Source organism: Halocella sp. SP3-1 (genome assembly GCF_003953885.1).
Classification (GTDB): Bacteria; Bacillota; Halanaerobiia; order Halanaerobiales; family DTU029; genus Iocasia; species Iocasia fonsfrigidae.
In genome coordinates this window covers 2,059,713-2,079,523 of record NZ_CP032760.1, presented here as the reverse complement: position 1 = coordinate 2,079,523, position 19,811 = coordinate 2,059,713, and the positions used below count along the sequence as shown (strand labels likewise).

General features: G+C 34.0%; 20 protein-coding genes and 1 pseudogene. 1 reads left to right on the top strand and 20 read right to left on the bottom strand.

All coding sequences use genetic code 11. The annotated features are described in order from the left end of the window. Positions 1-91: 91 nt before the first annotated feature. The 3 genes from D7D81_RS19515 to D7D81_RS09810 form a co-directional block, all read right to left on the bottom strand. Positions 92-301, bottom strand: coding sequence for a GNAT family N-acetyltransferase (locus D7D81_RS19515; RefSeq protein WP_353622119.1), 210 nt, complete (start codon positions 299-301; stop codon positions 92-94). A 179-nt stretch (positions 302-480) separates the two neighbouring features. Beyond that, complete coding sequence (locus D7D81_RS09815) at positions 481-837, bottom strand: hypothetical protein (protein ID WP_125989569.1); 357 nt, start codon at positions 835-837, stop codon at positions 481-483. 79 nt (positions 838-916) lie between these two features. Then, positions 917-1,099: an NAD(P)-dependent oxidoreductase gene (locus tag D7D81_RS09810; RefSeq protein ID WP_125989567.1), complete on the bottom strand. Its 183-nt coding sequence runs from the start codon at positions 1,097-1,099 to the stop codon at positions 917-919. Between the two features lie 238 nt (positions 1,100-1,337). On the opposite strand from D7D81_RS09810, the gene D7D81_RS09805 reads away from it, so the two are divergent. Continuing rightward, complete coding sequence (locus D7D81_RS09805; protein WP_125989565.1) at positions 1,338-1,796, top strand: cupin domain-containing protein; 459 nt, start codon at positions 1,338-1,340, stop codon at positions 1,794-1,796. A 155-nt stretch (positions 1,797-1,951) separates the two neighbouring features. Here D7D81_RS09805 and D7D81_RS09800 read toward each other — a convergent pair whose 3' ends face one another. From D7D81_RS09800 to citC, 17 genes and pseudogenes are all read right to left on the bottom strand, one after another. Next, positions 1,952-2,932: an aldo/keto reductase gene (locus tag D7D81_RS09800; protein WP_125989563.1), complete on the bottom strand. Its 981-nt coding sequence runs from the start codon at positions 2,930-2,932 to the stop codon at positions 1,952-1,954. 71 nt (positions 2,933-3,003) lie between these two features. Continuing rightward, complete coding sequence (locus D7D81_RS09795; protein WP_205739157.1) at positions 3,004-3,372, bottom strand: MerR family transcriptional regulator; 369 nt, start codon at positions 3,370-3,372, stop codon at positions 3,004-3,006. 176 nt (positions 3,373-3,548) lie between these two features. Next, entirely contained in the window at positions 3,549-4,130 is a 582-nt protein-coding gene (locus D7D81_RS09790; RefSeq protein WP_125989561.1) for a GrpB family protein, read from the bottom strand. Positions 4,131-4,227: 97 nt separating this feature from the next. Further along, positions 4,228-5,739, bottom strand: coding sequence for a M1 family aminopeptidase (locus D7D81_RS09785; RefSeq protein WP_125989559.1), 1,512 nt, complete (start codon positions 5,737-5,739; stop codon positions 4,228-4,230). A gap of 77 nt (positions 5,740-5,816) precedes the next feature. Next, complete coding sequence (locus tag D7D81_RS09780) at positions 5,817-6,065, bottom strand: GNAT family N-acetyltransferase (RefSeq protein ID WP_125989558.1); 249 nt, start codon at positions 6,063-6,065, stop codon at positions 5,817-5,819. A 104-nt stretch (positions 6,066-6,169) separates the two neighbouring features. Beyond that, on the bottom strand, positions 6,170-7,348 hold the full coding sequence (locus D7D81_RS09775) for a nucleotide disphospho-sugar-binding domain-containing protein (protein WP_125989556.1): 1,179 nt from the start codon (positions 7,346-7,348) through the stop codon (positions 6,170-6,172). A 57-nt stretch (positions 7,349-7,405) separates the two neighbouring features. Further along, the gene (locus D7D81_RS09770) at positions 7,406-10,171 is read right to left on the bottom strand and encodes a type I restriction endonuclease subunit R (RefSeq protein WP_205739156.1); all 2,766 of its coding nucleotides are present in this window, start codon (positions 10,169-10,171) and stop codon (positions 7,406-7,408) included. Next, positions 10,158-10,721: pseudogene (locus tag D7D81_RS09765) on the bottom strand (type I restriction-modification system subunit M N-terminal domain-containing protein); the annotation flags it as partial. The pseudogene D7D81_RS09765 and the gene D7D81_RS09770, both read right to left, overlap by 14 nt. A gap of 412 nt (positions 10,722-11,133) precedes the next feature. After that, positions 11,134-12,063: a triphosphoribosyl-dephospho-CoA synthase CitG gene (citG, locus tag D7D81_RS09760; protein WP_125989550.1), complete on the bottom strand. Its 930-nt coding sequence runs from the start codon at positions 12,061-12,063 to the stop codon at positions 11,134-11,136. Between the two features lie 97 nt (positions 12,064-12,160). Further along, positions 12,161-13,663 carry a tripartite tricarboxylate transporter permease gene (locus D7D81_RS09755; RefSeq protein WP_125989548.1) on the bottom strand — a complete coding sequence of 501 codons (1,503 nt, stop codon included), beginning with the start codon at positions 13,661-13,663 and terminating at the stop codon, positions 12,161-12,163. Positions 13,664-13,681: 18 nt separating this feature from the next. Continuing rightward, complete coding sequence (locus D7D81_RS09750; RefSeq protein ID WP_125989546.1) at positions 13,682-14,158, bottom strand: tripartite tricarboxylate transporter TctB family protein; 477 nt, start codon at positions 14,156-14,158, stop codon at positions 13,682-13,684. A gap of 114 nt (positions 14,159-14,272) precedes the next feature. After that, on the bottom strand, positions 14,273-15,268 hold the full coding sequence (locus tag D7D81_RS09745) for a Bug family tripartite tricarboxylate transporter substrate binding protein (protein ID WP_125989544.1): 996 nt from the start codon (positions 15,266-15,268) through the stop codon (positions 14,273-14,275). 194 nt (positions 15,269-15,462) lie between these two features. Next, positions 15,463-15,990 (bottom strand): citrate lyase holo-[acyl-carrier protein] synthase, encoded by a 528-nt coding sequence (gene citX / locus D7D81_RS09740; protein ID WP_205739155.1) that lies wholly within the window; start codon positions 15,988-15,990, stop codon positions 15,463-15,465. 8 nt (positions 15,991-15,998) lie between these two features. After that, the gene (gene citF / locus D7D81_RS09735) at positions 15,999-17,558 is read right to left on the bottom strand and encodes a citrate lyase subunit alpha (protein WP_125989540.1); all 1,560 of its coding nucleotides are present in this window, start codon (positions 17,556-17,558) and stop codon (positions 15,999-16,001) included. Between the two features lie 14 nt (positions 17,559-17,572). Then, positions 17,573-18,451, bottom strand: a complete 879-nt coding sequence (citE, locus tag D7D81_RS09730) for a citrate (pro-3S)-lyase subunit beta (protein ID WP_125989538.1) — start codon at positions 18,449-18,451, stop codon at positions 17,573-17,575. Further along, on the bottom strand, positions 18,452-18,745 hold the full coding sequence (citD, locus tag D7D81_RS09725; RefSeq protein WP_125989536.1) for a citrate lyase acyl carrier protein: 294 nt from the start codon (positions 18,743-18,745) through the stop codon (positions 18,452-18,454). A 21-nt stretch (positions 18,746-18,766) separates the two neighbouring features. Continuing rightward, the gene (gene citC / locus D7D81_RS09720) at positions 18,767-19,804 is read right to left on the bottom strand and encodes a [citrate (pro-3S)-lyase] ligase (protein ID WP_125989535.1); all 1,038 of its coding nucleotides are present in this window, start codon (positions 19,802-19,804) and stop codon (positions 18,767-18,769) included. Positions 19,805-19,811: the final 7 nt, after the last annotated feature.

Here is a 19,811-nt window from a genome sequence, read left to right as displayed (position 1 = left end):
TTACCAAGTTTTTGAGCCTTAGCCAGATTTGGCTTAGGATCAGGAATTTGGGTGAAGCGACGTTACGAGTGGAACCGTAAACTCATTGTTGTTATATGATCGTACCGCGGGCCCGCGGCCTTGGGTCATAAATTCCAATTACTCTATCTTGATCTTTTAAAGTAATTGCCCACCTGATTATTTCTTTCATTATAAATCCATCAGAGATTCTTTGGATAAACTTTCTAGCCATGTCAACTTCACTAATACTGCTGAAGTCTAAATATATGGTAACTTCATCATCAGAAAAATAAGCAAAGATATCATTAGCATCACTTAAATCAATTTCTCTAAGAACTTAATCGGTTAGTTTTAATAAATGGGAAACTTTCAAACATATTATAAAAAAACTCATAGATTTCTCCTCTTAACCAAATTTTATAGAAGTTTACTATAAAAGATCTTAAACATTCAGCGGTATGTGATCGATGGCTATTTTCTTTAAATAATTCTTTCTCCCAAATATTTATCTTCAGGTACTATAAGAAGTTTATTTAACCTTTTTCGGAATTTCTGAAAAATATCTTTGGTTAACTTACCATGAATTTCCTTATCATTCATCTCCCAATATAAAGCATATTTCACTGATTTTATAATTCTTTTTATTTTTACTGGAGGTTCACCTTTTTTTATTGAATCATAATCTTTTATACGATGTGTTCTCTTCATTACTTTAAAATTTATTAACTCGCTATTTTCTTCAAGAAAAGTTTTCATTTCTTTTATTACCTCTTCAAACTCTTTTGTCTTATCAGGTTTAACTTGATATATACTTACTTCAACAAAATTATTATTCATAAATTTTGTCACTCCTACTTATTTATTGTAAAATTATTTTTTAGAAGACCAATCCTCTATTGCATAGATGGCCGTATTTTTATCCCAGCCATCTTTTTGAATTTAATAAAGAATGTTCCCCAGGTATAGGTGGTTCCATTTCAAATACATCTATACCCGCCCCGGCTATCTCCTGATTATTTAAGACATCAGCTAAAATATTTTCATTTTTAATACTCCTTTCAGTCAAATATTCTCTTAAGCCTTCCTTTATATTCTTCAAAACAAACCCTTACTCCTTCTTTATACCTATTTATTTAGTAAATGTTATTTCACTGGCCTATCCCCAAATATCATTCAGTAACCATACTACATTTGTAACTATCATTGGATATTTCATTAGTCCAAATGAAATTGTTTTTGTTAGAATGAGCGAGAATTTTAGGGCATCTATAAGTCTTTGAACTTATCCTAAACATATAACATATTATATTAAAAAACCTATGAAAGGAATGAACAATATGCATAATGATTATATATTTAACCCACGTCACCCATTAAGACGTACTAGGTTAAAAGACTATGGTCCATGTCCATTTGTGGTTAATATTGAAGAAATTACTAAGCAAAATGACTATTTTCGTATCGCTTTATGGACAGGAGAATATTTACAACTCACCTTAATGAACATCAATCCAGATGATGACATAGGTTTAGAAATGCATCCTGACGTTGATCAATTCATACGCATTGAAGAAGGGCAAGGTTTCGTTATGATGGGTGATAGAAGAGATCAGTTAGATTTTAGAGCAAAAGTCTATGATGACTATGCAATATTTATACCTGCTGGTAAATGGCACAATCTGATAAATACAGGTCGTACACCACTTAAATTATACTCTATATATGCTCCACCTGAGCATCCACGTGGTACAGTTCATGAAACTAAAGAAGATGCTGAAGAGCACCATGGACAATGAATTATATTTATACAGATTTTTTTCTTCGACTGTATCAGCCTTTAAAGCCTTAGCAATATCCTGAGCTAAGGCTTTTTGTTCTTCTTTATCTTATGCTAAAAGGGGCTAATTTAAGCTTTCAACATCAATATAGTTAAATAAATTGGGAGAACATCTTATTTTCGTCCCAATATGTAATCTATCTCATTAATTTGTTCTTTAGATAATGGACCAAATTCCATAGCTCGTGCATTTTCTTCAGCCTGCTTTACATTTCTAAACCCGGGAATAGGAATAGTGTTATCACCTACTGCCCAGATATAGGCCAGAGCACCCTGTACAAGACTACGGCCACCACTTGTTAATATCTCCCTTACTGAAGACAATTTATCCAAGAACTCCTGTTTAGGCTTACCATCTTCAAAATACTGTACCCATTCATGACCAGCACCCCTTACGTCATTTTGGGGGAGTTTTGTATTTGTATTAAATTTACCAGATAATAGTCCCATAGCCAAAGGACTTCTATTGATACTTGCTAAATTATTAGATTCACATATATCAATTATAGCTTCAGCACTTTCAAAAATATTTAAATTGTGTTCAATAGCACTGCAATTTTTTCTGGAAGCGAACATTTTTGCACAATCTAAAAGGTCTGTGCTCCATCCATAAGCTCTAATCAAACCCTCTTGCACAAGTTCGTCAAGAGTCTCAGCAACTATCTCTGCTTCTTCTTTTGGCAGTGACCAGATATGTAGTAGGTAAAGATCAATATAATCTGTCTGTAGACGACGTAGAGATTCCTTCAGAGCTTTTCGAATATAAGCAGGACTGGAATCTACACCAGACACTTCTTTGGTTTCTTCATTATAAAGATTACCAAATTTACTGGCAATCACTACCTTATCCCTGATTCCCTTTAAGGCCTTACCCAACAAAACTTCACTATGACCAGCACCATATGCATCAGCAGTATCAAAAAAAGTAATACCAAGATCATATGCCTGACGGACAGCACGTATAGATTCCCCATTCTCAACATTTCCATAACCATCTGCTTTACCATCTAAGAAAAACTGACCACCAATTGCCCAACAACCCAGCCCCATTGCACTTACTTTAATTTCTCCAATCTTTCTTGTAAACTCCTGCATTATTTCAACTCCTTATCAATTATTATCAATATTATAATTCTTAGAGTTTACTCTAAGTCAAGAGTTTTATGCTACGCTTCCCTGATATTACTTTTCAACACTCCCCTATAATATTTAATCTTAAAATTAACTTTATCAAGACAGTCATTAAATTCAGTTAATTGTTCTATTACCTTTTCTTGATGCTTCTCCAAAATTTTTATCCTTTGCGGAATAGTATTATCTCCAGTTAAAACTAAGTTAGAAAACTCTTTGATATCTTTTAAGGGCATACCAGTACTCTTCAATTTTTGTAGCAAGTCTATCCAATCCAGGTCATTTTCATTATAATCTCTATGATTAGCATTATCTCTTTCTGGTTGTAATAAGCCTATTTTTTCATAATACCTTAGTGTATATGTAGTTAAACCTGTTTTTCGAGAAAATTCCCTTATTTTCAAACTGATCCCTCCCTCTTCCTCCCCTAAGAACCGTACATGAAAGTTTCCCCTCATACAGCTCAATTTATTTAAAACTATCCGTTACTAGCAGACAGCAAGCTGTTTCTTTTTAGTCTTTTATTGTAATAACTCTTATATTCTTCATAATATGGATTGGCTTCTAGTTTTATTAATTTTTATGGCATATATCTATTAGGAAATTCATGTCTTGCTTGCTTGGTCCATTTTTTAATAAATTCTGTTTTTGCCTCTGTATACCCGTCTCTATTATGCTTATACTGTCTTTCTAGTTTTTGTTTGAGTTCACCATATTTTTTAGCTACCTCTTTATGAATTATAAGATAATCTCTAAAATATAATTCATCCCAATCTCCTAAAAATCGGACATGAAGATGAAATACTTTTTCAGCAAATCCATCTGGTGTATACCCTTTATTAAATGACATTTTTAAATCGGGTTCATTCTCAGATGCCATAAGTATCCAACCTGCATTTTTTAGCCTTAATTTTAAATTATCAATATCACTATTACAATCAACTTCTAACAAAATATCTACTGTTGGCTTTGCAATCAATCCTGCAACTGCGCTACTCCCGATATGATTAATTCGTTCAATTGTATTCACGCCAACTGCTTTTTTAATCTTCTCTTTTTCATTAAAATACCATTTTTTATACTCAGGATTATGTTTGCGTAAAATTATCGGAAACAATTGCCAAAGTTCTTCTAATGTCATTTCAGATAAAGATTTTCCCATAAGCTCTTATCACCCCATATATTTCCTCAATTAATTTAATCATATTTTCAATAAATGAAATCTTTAAGATAACATCTTGCAGCTAAAATGAAAACTTTTAGTCTCTAACTTTTTTTACAATAAGCCATATCAATGTAAAAACAAAAATCAAAATAAAAAGAACAACAATTAAATCCCAGGGATATGGAAATGGTGGTGTCCCCAGATAAGACCACAATACAATATTCTGATATCTAAACCACAGACCTATAGAATATTTACTAATTGGTGCTGTCCCCGTAACATATTTTTCAGTAAAAGTATTATTCCCCAGATATGCATTAATAAAAGAAACTAGTTGACCATTTCCCAGTGGTTTATTAGTTACTCCATATTCCTGATATAATTCACTTAAAAAATCATTTATATCCCTACCCTTTTTATGCAATTCCTGATCAAGCAAATAAATAAGTAGAGTTCCTTTATCATACAGCATAGAACTATAACCAGGCTGACCTTCCTGAGCAGTAGAGACAGCAATTAAATCTATACTATCTTTTAATTCATTTCTATAATAATTTTTAAGCCGTCTTTCCAGCAATGCTTTCTCAAATTCATCATTTGAAATCAAACTTAAGTCCTGAAGCACCTGGTAACTTTTATATTCTGCTACCCCTTCCCAGAGCCAGGACCAATCGTCAGCTATATTGAATCCCCATGGCACCCAGAGGTGCATAACTTCGTGGCCAATATGACTCAATACTGATGCCTTATGCCTATCAATATTATTATCATTAATTCCACCTATTTCAATTATTACATTATCTTTTTTGGCCTGGCCACCCAGTGAAGATGAATACTCATTGAATTCTTTCCTACTTTGATTAAGTACAATAATGTTTTGGTTGCCTGGTACCTTAGCAAAAATATTATAATAATTTTCAAATATATCCTCAATTTCGTCAATATAGTTTTCAAAAGAAATTTTATTCTCACTATCTACAGCAATAATTACCTTACTGACTCCTATAGAAAATGTATATCTATCATAATCACCAGCACTCAGTAATGACTCATAAGTATTTATTAAAATATAACCCTCTTCATCAACAGGATAAGTTGTTAAAAGATCCCATTCGGCAGGTAATTCTTCTATTTTTAGTCTGAAATTTTTAACCAGTGAATCGCTATAATCGCCAATTTGACTTTCTCGGTCATAAAGCCTGATGAAAAAACTCTCTCCAGGAATATGTAGATAACTTGAAGTAAGAGTGGGGTAATGGTAATCGTGTTCCACTTCATCAGGTCTATAATTATAGTACAGATTAATATTCTCCGACCCTGCTAAGTTTATTTTATAAACTCCTTTATCCAAAATACTAACATCTAATGCCTTATCATCTTTATTATAAAATTTCAAATCCTCAACACAATCTAATAGTTCCTCAAAAGCAATAATAACTTCATTCTGTGATACACCTGTAAGTTCTGCCTTTACATCGAAATAATCTTCTTTAACTTTAATGTTATACCTGACTTCTACGCCAGATTCATCTGCTAAAACCGGTATGGCCACAGCAAATATCAGTATAAAAAAAAATAATAGCAGAATTTTCTCATATGTTTTCATTCCCTTCATTCATATCATTTTCTTATTTACACAAATCAATGATATTTAAATATTTAATATCATTTCATACGGGTCTATCAAATTAAGTTTTGGAGAAATTTAAAGATACTAAGGCATTTATTATCAATATAAATAAAATTTACATTTTGTGATTCTGTGTACTGTATTAATCTTTGTAAAATATTATAAGCAATTCCTTGGCGACGATAATCCATATGAACTGCTAACTGAGGGATATCCCCTGTGATTGTATCAATTACTCCATATCCAACAGTATCTTCAGCAATAGCTGGTGCTATAGCAATAGTTTTTAATAATGATATCATTTAAGGATGTCTTTATATTATTCCAGACTTTGATATTTAAAGAAATGACTATAGCCTTTATTATCAGCTTACTGTCTTTCCAATCCCGAGAATACAATATTTTATTAGGTAATGTACCCACCGTTATGTAATTTTTCTATTACTTCTACAATTTTTTCTGCTCCTCCAAATTTTTTTAATTGTTCTCCTAACTTCTTAGCATTTTTATAATATTTTTTAGTCTGATTAAATTCCTTAATTATATTTTTTATACTAGAAGATTTAAATTCTTTCTCTAATAATATCTTTCCAGCTCCTATCTTATCAATTGACTGGGCATTATATTTCCTTTCAAATATTTTACCTGGACAAACTATTTGAGGCACGCCATACACTAATCCATCTACAATACTATTTTGTCCACCATGATTTATGTAAGCTATAGTTTCAGGCATTAGTTTGCTAAAATCAAATCTTTCAGCAACAGTTATATTTTTTTCTTTAAAACTTGCTAATTGCTTAGTTGCAATATATACTTCATAACTGGAATCTAAAAAAGTCTCTTTCATCACTTCTATCTGTCGTTTGGGAGTTATTGTCCCATTCCCCATATAAACAACTATCTTATCTCGTTTTTTGACACCACTAAAATTTTCACTATATGAATTTAAAGCTCCTACAAATATTACACCCTCATCTTCTATTGGTTCTAACTTATATATACTTGGTACTATTTTTAAATCACCCCAATTAAATATTTCTAATACTGACTCTATTGCGGGCAAGTTATCTTCTCTTAATAATTGGTTTACATGTTTACTATACTCTGTATTACTGGCATATGAAGCTTGTACTGGGTAACTATAACTAGTTATTACTTTTTTATTTGCAAGTTTTGCAGCTACTATTGCTGCAATCCTAAATTCTGCATAGACTATATCAGGATCAAATTCTTTAATGGCTTTTTGAATACTATTAACATCTTTTTTAAAATGAGTTTTACTTATAGCTCCAGTTATATGAAGTACTTCTTCATAACTATGAACTGTTTTTCTCTTTTGAATTCCCAATCTTTGGGCTAATTTAAATAAATTCTTTCCTAAAAACATAGGTAAACCAAATGGTGAGGGAATCGGTGCATAGTAGTTTTTGACTCCTTTGATAGGTTGATAATTAACATCTTCCGCAGCACATAGTGCAACTTCATGTCCTTTTTTTAAACATGCATTAGCTATTATTTTAGTTCTTGAAAAAGGTCCACTTGTTTCAGCCATTGCAGCCATAGGTGTTATTAATATTTTCATTTCTTTCACCACCACATAGTTTTAGTAAGAATACCTAAGGTATGTCATTAAGAAAATTCAACCAACATCAATCCTGGCGTTTAATTCATCTATCTTTTTAATAATTCTTTTAGCTGTTGCTATTTTATCTTTAAACAAATGAACAACATTGCCAAACTTATTAAAAGGGTGCTCATTAAGGATTTCTTTATCCATGATTCCGTTTTTCACAATATAATTGATAATAAGCTTAACAAACTCCATCTGATTTGAATTAAGGCTTTCATCACTTAAGAATTCTGAAAAAGCTTCATTGGCTGTTGCTACTTCCAGGCCGACTACTTTAGATACCAATCTTAAGAGTGGTTCATCACCATATTCCTTTTCATAATCCTCTTTTGAACCGAGTTCATGCCATAATAAATCTTCCAAGTGTTTAAGATCATTTTCAGTAACAGCTTTATTATTTCTTATTTTATAGATAACCAATTCATCCTGATGTTCTCTAAGATACTGGTTTACTTTTTTCCTATAGTTCTGCAGGTTATTAACTGAAAAGTCACCAGGATTTTCTGTAACTTCCAGGACCTCATCAGTAAAATCTGTATAGTAAATATCACGGGATTTTGTGTCAATAAACTTTATCAAGTCCCTAAAGGCTTTTCTGACCATTTCATAGTCAAAAATATCAGCATCTTCCCAGAACTGCTCAGTCTGTACCTTCAGTATCAATTCTTCCTTCTGTTTAACTACTTCAATATTACCAATCCGGGATAATCTCTCTGCTGTTGTAACTACTTTCATTTTAGGTTTTGAGGCTAAAATACCCTTAAGGTCAGCATATTCTATAGTTAACATTAAGTAATCAAAGCGTTTAGCTAATTCATCATCGTCTATGGGATTTATTAACGGAGTAATATGTTCCTCTATTTCACGAACTTTTTGCTCTGTAATATCATTCCAGGTGTCCCTTTCCTTGTACTTATGTAGATACTTGATCTTCATGCGAGCATTAAAAAGACTTTGATCAATTTGAGCTATATTCTTTACTAATTCAGCAATCAATTCTGCTCGATAATTAATAAAATCATCTCTTTGAAATTCAAGGTGTTGAAGTTGTTTAATAATATCAACTTTAATATTAAATAATTTTTCAGTCAAAGACTTAGTTATTTTGGCCTCTTCACCCTTTTTATTTTCCCTAAAATACTCAAAATTAGAGCAATAATCAAAAATCCTGAATTTCTCCTTATGTTTACCAACAGCAAAAAGGTCTTCACAGAGTCTGGTCCCCCGTCCAACCATCTGCCAGAACTTGGATTTTGAACGAACCTTTTTGAAAAACACTAGATTAACTATTTCAGGTATATCAATCCCGGTATCTAACATATCCACTGAGACAGCAATCTGAGGCAGTTTCTCCTTGGTTGAAAAATCATCAAGAACAGTCTCAACATAGGGTAAACCAGTATAAATTTTTTCTACAAAACTACTCTTATAACTAGGATATAAAGCATCAAAGCGCTTAACTATGAAGTCAGCATGTTTTTTGTTTTTAGCAAAGATAATCGTCTTACCTAACTTATCGCCACCTTCAACCTTAATCCCCTTCTCCATTAAGTCTTGCAGGACTGTGTCTACTGTATTATTGTTAAATAGAAAACTATTTAACTCATCACCACTAATATCTCTGACATCATCATCAAAAGTCTCTTCAAATTTTTCTTTCTCTTCATCACTAAGATCATCATAATGGATACCTTTTTCCATAAACTTCATTCTGGTTTCAACAGTATGGTATGGTACCAGATATCCATCATTCACAGCCTCTTCTAATTCATAGGCATATGTCGGTACATTATTCTCCAGGTCAAAGACCTCATAGGTATTCTTATCCAGGTCATTTTTAGGTGTAGCAGTAAGACCTAAAAGTATGGCGTCAAAGTAGTCAAAGATAGCCTGATATTTTTTATAAATACTCCGATGTGATTCATCAACAATAATTAAATCAAAGTGTCCAGAACTAAATAACTTTGAACCATCATCACTTTTAGTAGCATCAATAGCATTCATCATCGTGGGATAGGTAGAGAAAACCATTCTACTTTCAGGATTGTCCTTGTTATCAAGCAAATTACAGAGTGATAATTCTGGCAGCAAATTCCGGAAACTTTTCTGGGCCTGTTTGACCAGGGCTACCCTGTCAGCAAGAAAGAGGACATTCTTTAGCCAGCCTTTCTTAGATAAGACATCTACTATGGAAATCGCTGTCCGGGTCTTACCAGAACCAGTCGCCATAACCAGTAATGCCTTCCGGCGGCCCCTTGCTAATGATTCACAAACAGCCTGGATAGCCATCTTTTGATATGGTCTATTAGTAATCTCATCTCTAATCTGAGGTGATTTTAAAGACTGCTTATTTTCCCTTTTAAAGAACAGCCATTCTAATTCATTTTTTGTATAGATACCAGCTACCCTCCGCTCTGGATAACTTACATCATCCCAGAGATAATATTCAAAGCCATTTGTATAGAAGATAACTGGCCTGACCTGATACTCTTTTTCCAAACAATCGGCATAGAGTTTGGCTTGTTTCTTGCCTACCCTGGGGTCAACACTTGTTTTTTTAGCCTCTATTAAAGCCAGAGGTTTCCCGTTATCACCATAAAGGACATAGTCTACATAACCAAGCCCTGAACCATTCGGCATATTAGCAACCTCAACTTCTTCGAGGCAGTCATTCCCAATATCCCAACCAGCTAATTCTATTTCTAAATCTATATACATCTTACGGGTCTTAAATTCGCTTATTTCATCTACTGCAAAGTCACGCTGCGGGATCAACTATAATATCTGATGGAGTTGGATTAACCAGTTCAACCATCATTTTAATGATATGTCTTGGTGTTCTAAACTGCCCATTAGTACCAGAGGTTGCTACTTTGGATAAAAGGTACTCATATAAGTCCCCTTTAGCATCTCTTTCTTCCATGGGCAGGGTATCAATATTTGTTACTATCTTCTCCAACATCTGTGGTGTTGGTATCATAAAAATAGCATCATCCATATATCTGGAAAAGGCAGAATCCTTATCACCATGTAAATTCTTGATAAAGGGAAAAACCTTTTTAGAGACAAGATTGTACATTTCCTTGGCAGCCAATTGTTTAAAATTCTTCCACCTTAAATCCTGTTCATCTTCTTTAAATATCTCCTTGGCTTCAATTCCAATTACTGATGCATTTTGCTCTAAGTCATTCTGTTTATCATCTAAGCCCTTGATAAAAAGCAAATAGGTAAACTGTTCTATAACTGAAAGGGGATTGGTTATCCCTCCTGTCCAAAATATTTCCCATATTTTATCTACTTTATTTTTTAGTTCTCCTGTTATCATTTATTTAGCCTCCTAGATTAAGTAAAAAGTCCACTAGTAAATTATTCTTTATATATAATAATTCAATAAATATCCAAAAAATCCTCTATCGACATAGTATATAAGTCTGTATTATTACATCTCTGAATTACAAAACACTGGTTTTAAAAGCTGCTTAAATTCCAAAAAAAGCCTGTCTATAAATAGCAGGCTTTTCCCTAATTATTACTGTATTAGTTTTTGACAATATCTTAATGATAGAAATCCTTTTTTACCCAGTATAATTACTCCCAGGTGGATATGAAACAACCACCTCTGGTAGATTGATATTATAATCAGCATTTTGAAAATCATCTATCTGCAATAAAGGAAATGCCCGACACAAGGGCTAAAACATCATCGATTCCTGAATCACAATTAATAATTACCTCAACTACCTTTCTTTTGGTATTAATCCTCCAATCATATCTTGCGTTAAAAAAACAAACATAATTGTAACAGCAAGTAGATCAGCAGAACCCCCAGGACTAATATTTTTTTGCCTAAAATCCACATCCATTTGCTGCAAATAATTTTTACCTTCTTTAGTAAAAATCCCACCTAAATCCAGGGCCTGAAGGGCACAAGACTTTACATATTGAAGCATCCCCAAATTGTGTCTAGCAATTACATTGGTATCTTCTGTTACTGTCATTAAATATAGTAAGACCTGTACTAAAATGTCATTAATTGTTTCCTGGTTTTTATTTAAATACTTCAAAAGGAAGGGAAAAGAAGTTTTCCTAACTGTTGGAAAACCTTTTTCTACTTCTCCCCGAATTCCCTTAATATTATATTGCTTAAAGAGTCTCTCACCAGCTGTTAAATTTTTTTCTTCTTTTATATCACTTAGTTTGGCACTGCTTAGCTCTCTTATTGTAATACCCTTAGTTATCTGTGAAATCTTCTTACAAATTCTTTCCAACGATAGAGGCCAACTACCTTCAGCAAAAAAACAACTTGCCGCAGCTGCAGAAATAATCCCTAAAGAAAAAATAAGTCCTTTATGGGTATTTACTCCCCCGGTAGCTTGATACATATCTCGTTCTGCTTCTTTTCCTATGCCCCTTAGGTGCTCTAATAACTTCCTGGCATCTTGATTAGCAAAAGCCACTCCCTTTTCTGCACACCTATAGAAATAATAGTTAAGAGCAGCGCTGCTGGACATAAATGTAAAAAAATCCATGTCCTGGTGAGCGCCAGAATTATACCTATCAACCAGCCCTGGTTTGGGACTTGCTGAAACTTCATATAACATCGCTTCTACAGCAGATTTACTGATATATTTACAAAGACTATTAGTACTGATTGTTTGATTACTCATTTGACCACCAACTTATAAGAATGTAAAAAATAATAGAATTAGATTTACAACTTGCAATTTTAGAATGTTTTTTATATCTCATTATTAATATTACACATTAGGCGGTAATTTCTTTAGTATTTTTAAAATAATCTTTCAAAAATGGATAAGCAACAGAAATTACTGTCAAGATAATCAAAACAATTGCTACTGGTGAAGCAACAAAAATTCTATAACTACCATCTGAAATAATTAGTGCCTGCCTAAACGATATTTCCATTTTATTACCGACAATAACCCCCAAAATTAAAGGTGCTGTAGGAATCCCTGCATTTTTCATAAAATATCCCATCAAACCAAAAATCACCAGTAAGTAAAAATCAATAACACTATTACTAATTGCAAAGGTGCCGATAAAAGCTAAACCTAATACAATCGGGTATAAGATTTTAGGGGGGATTGAGAGTACCCTTACTAATAAACCTGCCAGTGGTATATTAATTATTGCCAGCAACATGTTGCCTAAAAACATACTGGCAATTAATCCCCAGGCAATATCCGGATGTTGTGTAAACAAAAGAGGACCAGGCTGTAAACCCAACATCAATAAAGCCCCCATCATAACAGCTGTTGTTCCTGAACCGGGAATTCCAAGGGTCAACATTGGTATCAAGGCCCCCACAGAGGCAGCATTATTAGCTGCTTCAGGAGCAGCCAAGCCAACAATCTCCCCTTTTCCAAAATCATCCGGATTTTTGGCCAGCTGTTTTTCATTATTATAAGCCATTAGTGAAGCCATGGTTCCACCTGCTCCCGGTAAAGCCCCCACAAAAAATCCCAATGGTGTACTCCTAAGAATTGGTAGCCAGCTTTTTTTCCAATCCTCTTTTGTTATCCAAATCTTACCAAACTTAGTCTGGGCTTTTTTCTTGCCTTCATGAATTTCTTTGAAACATTTGAATACTTCACCTAAGGCATAAATCGCAATGATTACTACCAAAAAATCAATACCAGTCTGTAATTCCAGAACACCAAAGGTAAAACGGTTAATTCCAGACTGAGAATCCAGACCAACTGTAGAAATCATCAGACCAAGTATCATTGAAATAAAACCACGTACTAAATTTTTTTTAGACATGGAGGCTGTTGCTGATAAAGCAGTAACCATCAATAGAAAATATTCTGCTGGACCAAATCTCAAAGCAAAATTTGCTACTGGATTCGCTACTAAAGTCATAAAGACCGTTGCTATAATTCCTCCAATAAAAGAGGCAATGGCCGACATTGCCAGAGCAGCCTCTGCTCTTCCCTGCTGAGACATAGGATATCCGTCAAATGTTGCTGCTAAAGCAGCACCGTCTCCAGGTGTATTAATCAAGATAGAACTCCTAGAGCCACCAAACATAGCCCCATAATATATTCCACACATTGTAATCAATGAAGTAACCGGTCCCATTGAAAAAGTCATCGGTAATAAAACTGCTACCCCTGTTGCCGGTCCTAAACCAGGTAACATCCCAATAATTGTACCCAATATTCCCCCTATAGTAATCCAAAATAGGTGACCTGGAGTTAAGGCAGTCTGAAAACCTACTATCAAATTATTTAATATTACATCCATTTATTTTCACCTCTCCAATTAAATATCAAAAACTGGTAAGGAAGGTAGTGGAATCCCCAATAATTTTAAGAAAATAAAGTATATTCCAACACTAAAACATACCGCTACCAGGACATTTATTTTCCAGTTTTCCTTTCCATTTATTGCAAATAAAATCAAACCCATAAATAAAAGAGTAGATAAAACATAACCAATTCTTTCAAATAATAAAGCATAGATAATACTGGATAAACAGGTTATAATGACTAATTTTCCAGAACTTAATATGACTTTTCTCTGATTCTTCCTTTTTTCTTCAGTTAATCCCCTTTCTTTTTTACTCTCTTTTATAAACAAAATAATGCCGAAAATAAGCATTGTTACTCCCAGGCCTAATGGAAATAATATAGGAGCTATTGGATTACCAACTGTTGCCCTAGGTAAATTGTAAGCTAAAATACTATATATACAGCCAATAATGATTGCCAAAAGACCGGATATTACCCTTATATTCATTCTTATCCACCTCCAGAATTGTTTAAATACATATAAGTATGTGTTAAGAAATAGGATGTAGGAAGTAAGAGGCAAGAAAAAAATCTTACCTCTAAATCCTACATTAGTTATAACTTATTGTTTTAACATTCCTATTTCTTTTAAAATACTTTTATACTCCTGATTGACTTTATCTAAAAAGGCTTTAAATTCATCAGCATCTGCATAGGACTGAGTCCAATTATTTCTCACACATGCTTCTTGCCATTCTGGTGTTTTCACCATCTTGGCTATCGTTTCGCGCCAGTATTTTTGAGCATATTCAGGCATTCCAGGAGCTCCGAATAAACCCCGCCAGTTTTCAAATGTCGCCTCAATGCCTTGTTCTTTAACAGTGGGAATCGTAGCAAAAACACCTTTCCCTACACGTTTACTGCCAGTTTGAGCAAGTGCCCTTAAATTTCCACTATCCAGTAAGGCTTTTACATCACCTAAGCCTGTCGACAGTAAATCAATATGTCCACCTAAGAGCTGGGCCGGGCCCGAACCACCCTGAAAACTTATATAATCTATATCCTTTAAGTTTTTTACCCCTGCCGCTTTAGCTATCAATAAAAATTGAATATGATCCATACTTCCAACAGAAGAGGTTCCACCAATTTTTACACTCTTAGGGTCTTTTTTTAGGGCATCCATTACTTCCTTGATAGTATTATATTTAGAATTCTTAGCTACAACAAAAACACCATAATCTGTAATCAAGCGGGCCAGCGGTGTAGTATCCCGGTAACTATAATTTGTAGACCCATTAAGATTAATCAAAATCAATGGTGGGGAATAAACTGAAATAATCCTGTCACTTCCCTTACTACCATTTAAATATGCTAAGTTTACCCCACCGCCACCACCTGGTCTATTAGTAATAGGCATTGGAACAGTCACTAATTTAGAATCCTTCAATACTTTTCCTACTGTACGAATCGTCAAATCCCAACCTCCACCTGCCCCAGCAGGAGCAATAAACTCCATTGTCCCTCGTGGATATTCCTTGGCTAAACTTAACCCGGAAAAAATTAACGTTAAAGTTAGTAATAAAAACAAACCCAATATTATGCTTTTTTTTGTTTTCATTTTTCACACTCCCATTTTAGATTTGATAGGGCTATTATTTAATAATAGCCTAACTTTATATATCAATGGTTATTAACCATCTATTATATTAGTAAAATCCCTCCTTCCCTTCATTCTTTTATGGTCTAAACCAATGAATCTATATTATATTAAACAAACACATAATTTCCTGGTATACCAACAAAATATATTAATCATTCACTCATCATATTGAAATATTCTTTACTTATTGTATTAATCTTTTCCAGCAGTTCCTCATATGAATGTTTCTGACTGCGAACACAAACTGCTGCCTGATCTTTGCATAACAAACATCTTCTACCCCTTTTTTTGATTGTTTGCCTGCTAATATTCTGATACTCTTTATTGATTACATCAAAATCAAACAGCCGGCCAAGGAGATGATTATCTTCTATTTCTACAAGAATTTTTTTCAATTTTATTTCATCCATATTTACAAGAATGAAACTCTCTATTCCTGTTGCTTTTTTATGAACTTCCTGATAGATAGGAAAAATATATTCTTTCTCAAAAGTTTCCCTTAAAACCTTACTTCCTTCATCATGAATTTTCTTGCTTAAAACAGTTACTTTGAATTTCCCTGGCGTATTAACCATAAACGATATCAGGCAGGCCTGATATTTATTAATCAACTCTTTTTGCCTAGCTGCCCTTAGCTCCCGTGCACGAAGTAGTTCCTGCAAACTAATTTCTCTTATCATATTCATAATTAAAATTGGCGCTCCCTATCAATTTGACGGACAACATCAATAACCGAACCATCTCGATAAGTTACAACACCTACAATTTTGTCTTTTACCCTGATCGGTTCAGGTTTACCAACTAAACGTTCAGCTTTTTCCTGTAATTCTTCAATACTATAAATAGGTATTTTAGCTGAACTAAGATTAGCTAAGAGATCCTTTCTTAAAGGATTAACTGCAATCCCCTGGTCTGTTACCAGAATATCCACCGTATTTCCAGGAGTAACAATAGTATTCACCCTATCCAAAATAGTAGGCATCCGGCCTCTCATCAGCGGGGCTACAACAATAGCAACAGAGGCTCCAGCTGCTGTATCACAATGGCCCCCGATAGCTCCCCTGAGCACTCCATCTGAACCTGTCATTACATTAACATTAAAATCTTTATCTATCTCTAAAGCACTGAGAACAACAATATCTAATTGATTTACTGCACTCCCCTCTTTATCAGGATTGGCATAATAGGAAGCATCAATCTGGTAATGAAAACGATTATTTTTAAGTGATTCTACTGCCTTAAGATCAAAACTCTGAACATCAAGTAACTTTTTTATAAGCCCTTCTTCATGTAAATTAACAATTTGACCGGTAATTCCTCCTAAAGCAAAACTGGCTTTAATGCCCTTTTTTATCATTTTTTCTTTTAAAAATCTGGTTGTCGCCAGAGACGCACCACCGGAACCAGTCTGTAGAGAAAATCCCTCTTCAAAATAACCAGATGCTTCAATCACATCAGCAGCATGTTTAGCAATCAATAAATCTTTAGGGTTTTTAGTAAAACGTGTTGCCCCAGACATAATTCCTTTAGGATCCCCAATAGAATCAACTTTGATAATATAATTTACCTGTGACTGAGGGATAGCAAAAGGCACATTAGGATATCCGACAATATTATCAGTAATCAAAACAACCTGATCTGCATACTGAGCATCTATTTTGGCATACCCTAATGACCCACAGGCTGAGGCAGCAGAATTTTCTCTAGAATAACCATTAGCATTGCCATATGCATCACAAGAAGGAACACCCAAAAATGCTACATCAATATGTAATTCATCAGTAGAAATTGCCCGGGCCCTTCCCCCATGAGAACGTAAACATACCGGTATGTCCATTAAACCCTCTGATATTGCAACTGCTAGTTCACCCCTTAAACCACTGGTCTCAATTCGCCTAATAACTCCATTTTTTATATGTTCAATCAGAGAGGAATGTATCTTTGTCAAGGAACTTGAAGCCAAAACAATATCCTTAATCCCTAATTTGGCAATAACCTCCATTACCATATTGATAATGTAATCTCCATTTCTAAAATGATGGTGAAAAGAAATAGTCATTCCATCTTTAAGCCCTGTTTCCAGGATAGCTTTTTCAATACTAGGTAAAAACTTCTTCCTGTTTTCCGAAACCTGCCGTTCTTTCAATCGTTGTATATCTTTTATCTGACCCTTAAAACCTCGAAAAGGCAATAATTTTTCCAAGCCTTCTATTTCTTGAGGAATCTCTCTATTTACTTTATTAATCATCTAAAACACTCCTTCTAGATATATACCCTGGCAGCATTAGCCAAGTCTATTGTTCGTCGAGCCCTGTCTACAATTGGTTTATCAACCATTTTTCCATCTAAACTGATAACCCCTGAACCTTTTTTTTCCGCCTCTTTAATTGCCCCTAAAACCCTGGTCGCTTTTTCTATCTCTTCTGTTGTTGGTGTGAATATTTTATGAACTGGTTCAATCTGCCGCGGGTTAATTATTGATTTGCCATCAAAACCCAATTGTTTAATTAATTTAACTTCATTTATTAAACCTTCTTCATCATTAACATCGGAAAAAACCGTATCCAAAGCATTGATTCCTGCTGCCCGGGCAGCAAATAAAATCTGACTTCTAGCAGTAAGCAGTTCAATCCCATCCATTGAACGAGTAGTTTTTAAATCAGTTACAAAGTCTTCAGCACCAAGAGCAATCCCAAGCAATCTCGCACTAGCAGTAGCAATCTGGCTAGCATTAATTACCCCAAGGGCACTCTCAACTGCCGCCATTAATTTTATACTTCCAGACTCCAAACCAATTTTATTTTCAATTTCAGTTACTAAGTAATCCACCTCCTGTACATCTTCTGCTTTTTCCGTTTTGGGGAGACGGATTATATCCGGTTTAGCCCGGACAATAGCCTCAAGATCCTCTTTTCCAAAAGGAGTGTTTAAACCATTTACACGAACGACAGTTTCAGTATTTCTATAATCAAAGGTTTTTAAAGCATTATAGACCAAAAATCTAGCGGAATCTTTCTCATTCAATGAAACAGAATCTTCCAAGTCAAACATAATCGAATCAGCTCCATAGATATGAACATTGAGTATCATTCCTGGATTATTCCCCGGAACATACAGCATAGTTCTTCTTAAAGAATGCATTTAAAATTCCTCCCATTTATAATCTGTTTTATTAGCAGCTCGATAAACTGCTGTTAAAACCCTTGCCTTTATTGTACAATCCAATGCACCTTTATCATTTGCATGAACAATAGCATCAGTAATTCCCAAGTTTTCAAGGGTTTCCTGAATCACCTTTTTTATTTGTGTTCCAAATTGATTTTGGACTATGCTCTTTAAATCAATCTCAATACCCTTTTGATCATTATTCTCTATTAAAATATTAATATCACTTGACTCCAGTGTTCCAGCCATCCCTGCATTCTTAATTTTCATTTTTAACACCCTTTCCTTAATTTAATAGCCTGATTGCAGCTGCTGAATAATATCTTTTGCATTATCTGAAATCAAAAAATTATAGGTAGTTTTCGGAACTAATTTTTTTACTTTTAAAAATTCCCCCTGTCCAATATATTCCCTCACTTTTGAGGCGCTAACAATATCTCTTCCAATAGACAATCTAGAAACTTCTACAACTTCAACACCTTTTTCAGGTAATATTTTTTTCATTATTTTATTATAAGTCCTTGTTACTGGACAGAAAGGCTCTTCACCAACAAAACGTTTACTTATCCCTAAGGCTGGTATAATATGGTCACTAAATATTTTCAAATCCAGAGCCGCCTGTGTCTCAACTACTTCCTGGTATGTTTTTATAAAATATGAGGGGAAAGTTGCTGCAGAAATAATATAATCCCTTCCTTTATGTACAATTACATTGCTTAAATGTTTAACACCCTCTTTCACTAATTGATATCTCAATTCAGGGGGGAAAATAGATTTGTCCTCCCAGACAATAAAAATATGTAGCTGATCACTCCTTGAAGCAGCATATTCAACTAAATATTGATGTCCCAGGGTAAACGGGTTGCAGTTCATTACAATAGTGGAAACAATTCCAGCATCCCTTTTATACTGAACAATTTCTGCCAGATAATCTTTTATTCCAGCAGCTTTATTTTCCATCAGTACTATCCTGGAATTTACCTCTGAAATTTTATAAAATCCTAATTCAGAAAACAGCCTTTTATTCTCTGGCTTGGTATAAAGAAATAAATGAATATTTCCCCGCCGAAACTCTTCTTGGAGTAAAAGTGTTATAATTTTATTAGCCAAGCCCAAGCCCTTGTATTCTGGGGCTATGGCAATACATTTCAAAATTTTGCCACTAAAGGAGCCTGTTCCAATCATTTTTTGGGGGTCAAATAAAGCGACTGTATATTCTATATCTTTATCAAACTTTAAATTTTGTTGCTTTAAGAATTTTATTACCTGATTTTTTTCCGCCTTAGAATTCAAGTGAACAATTTTTTCTCTTATCTGCTCTGTCTCCATTAATTAC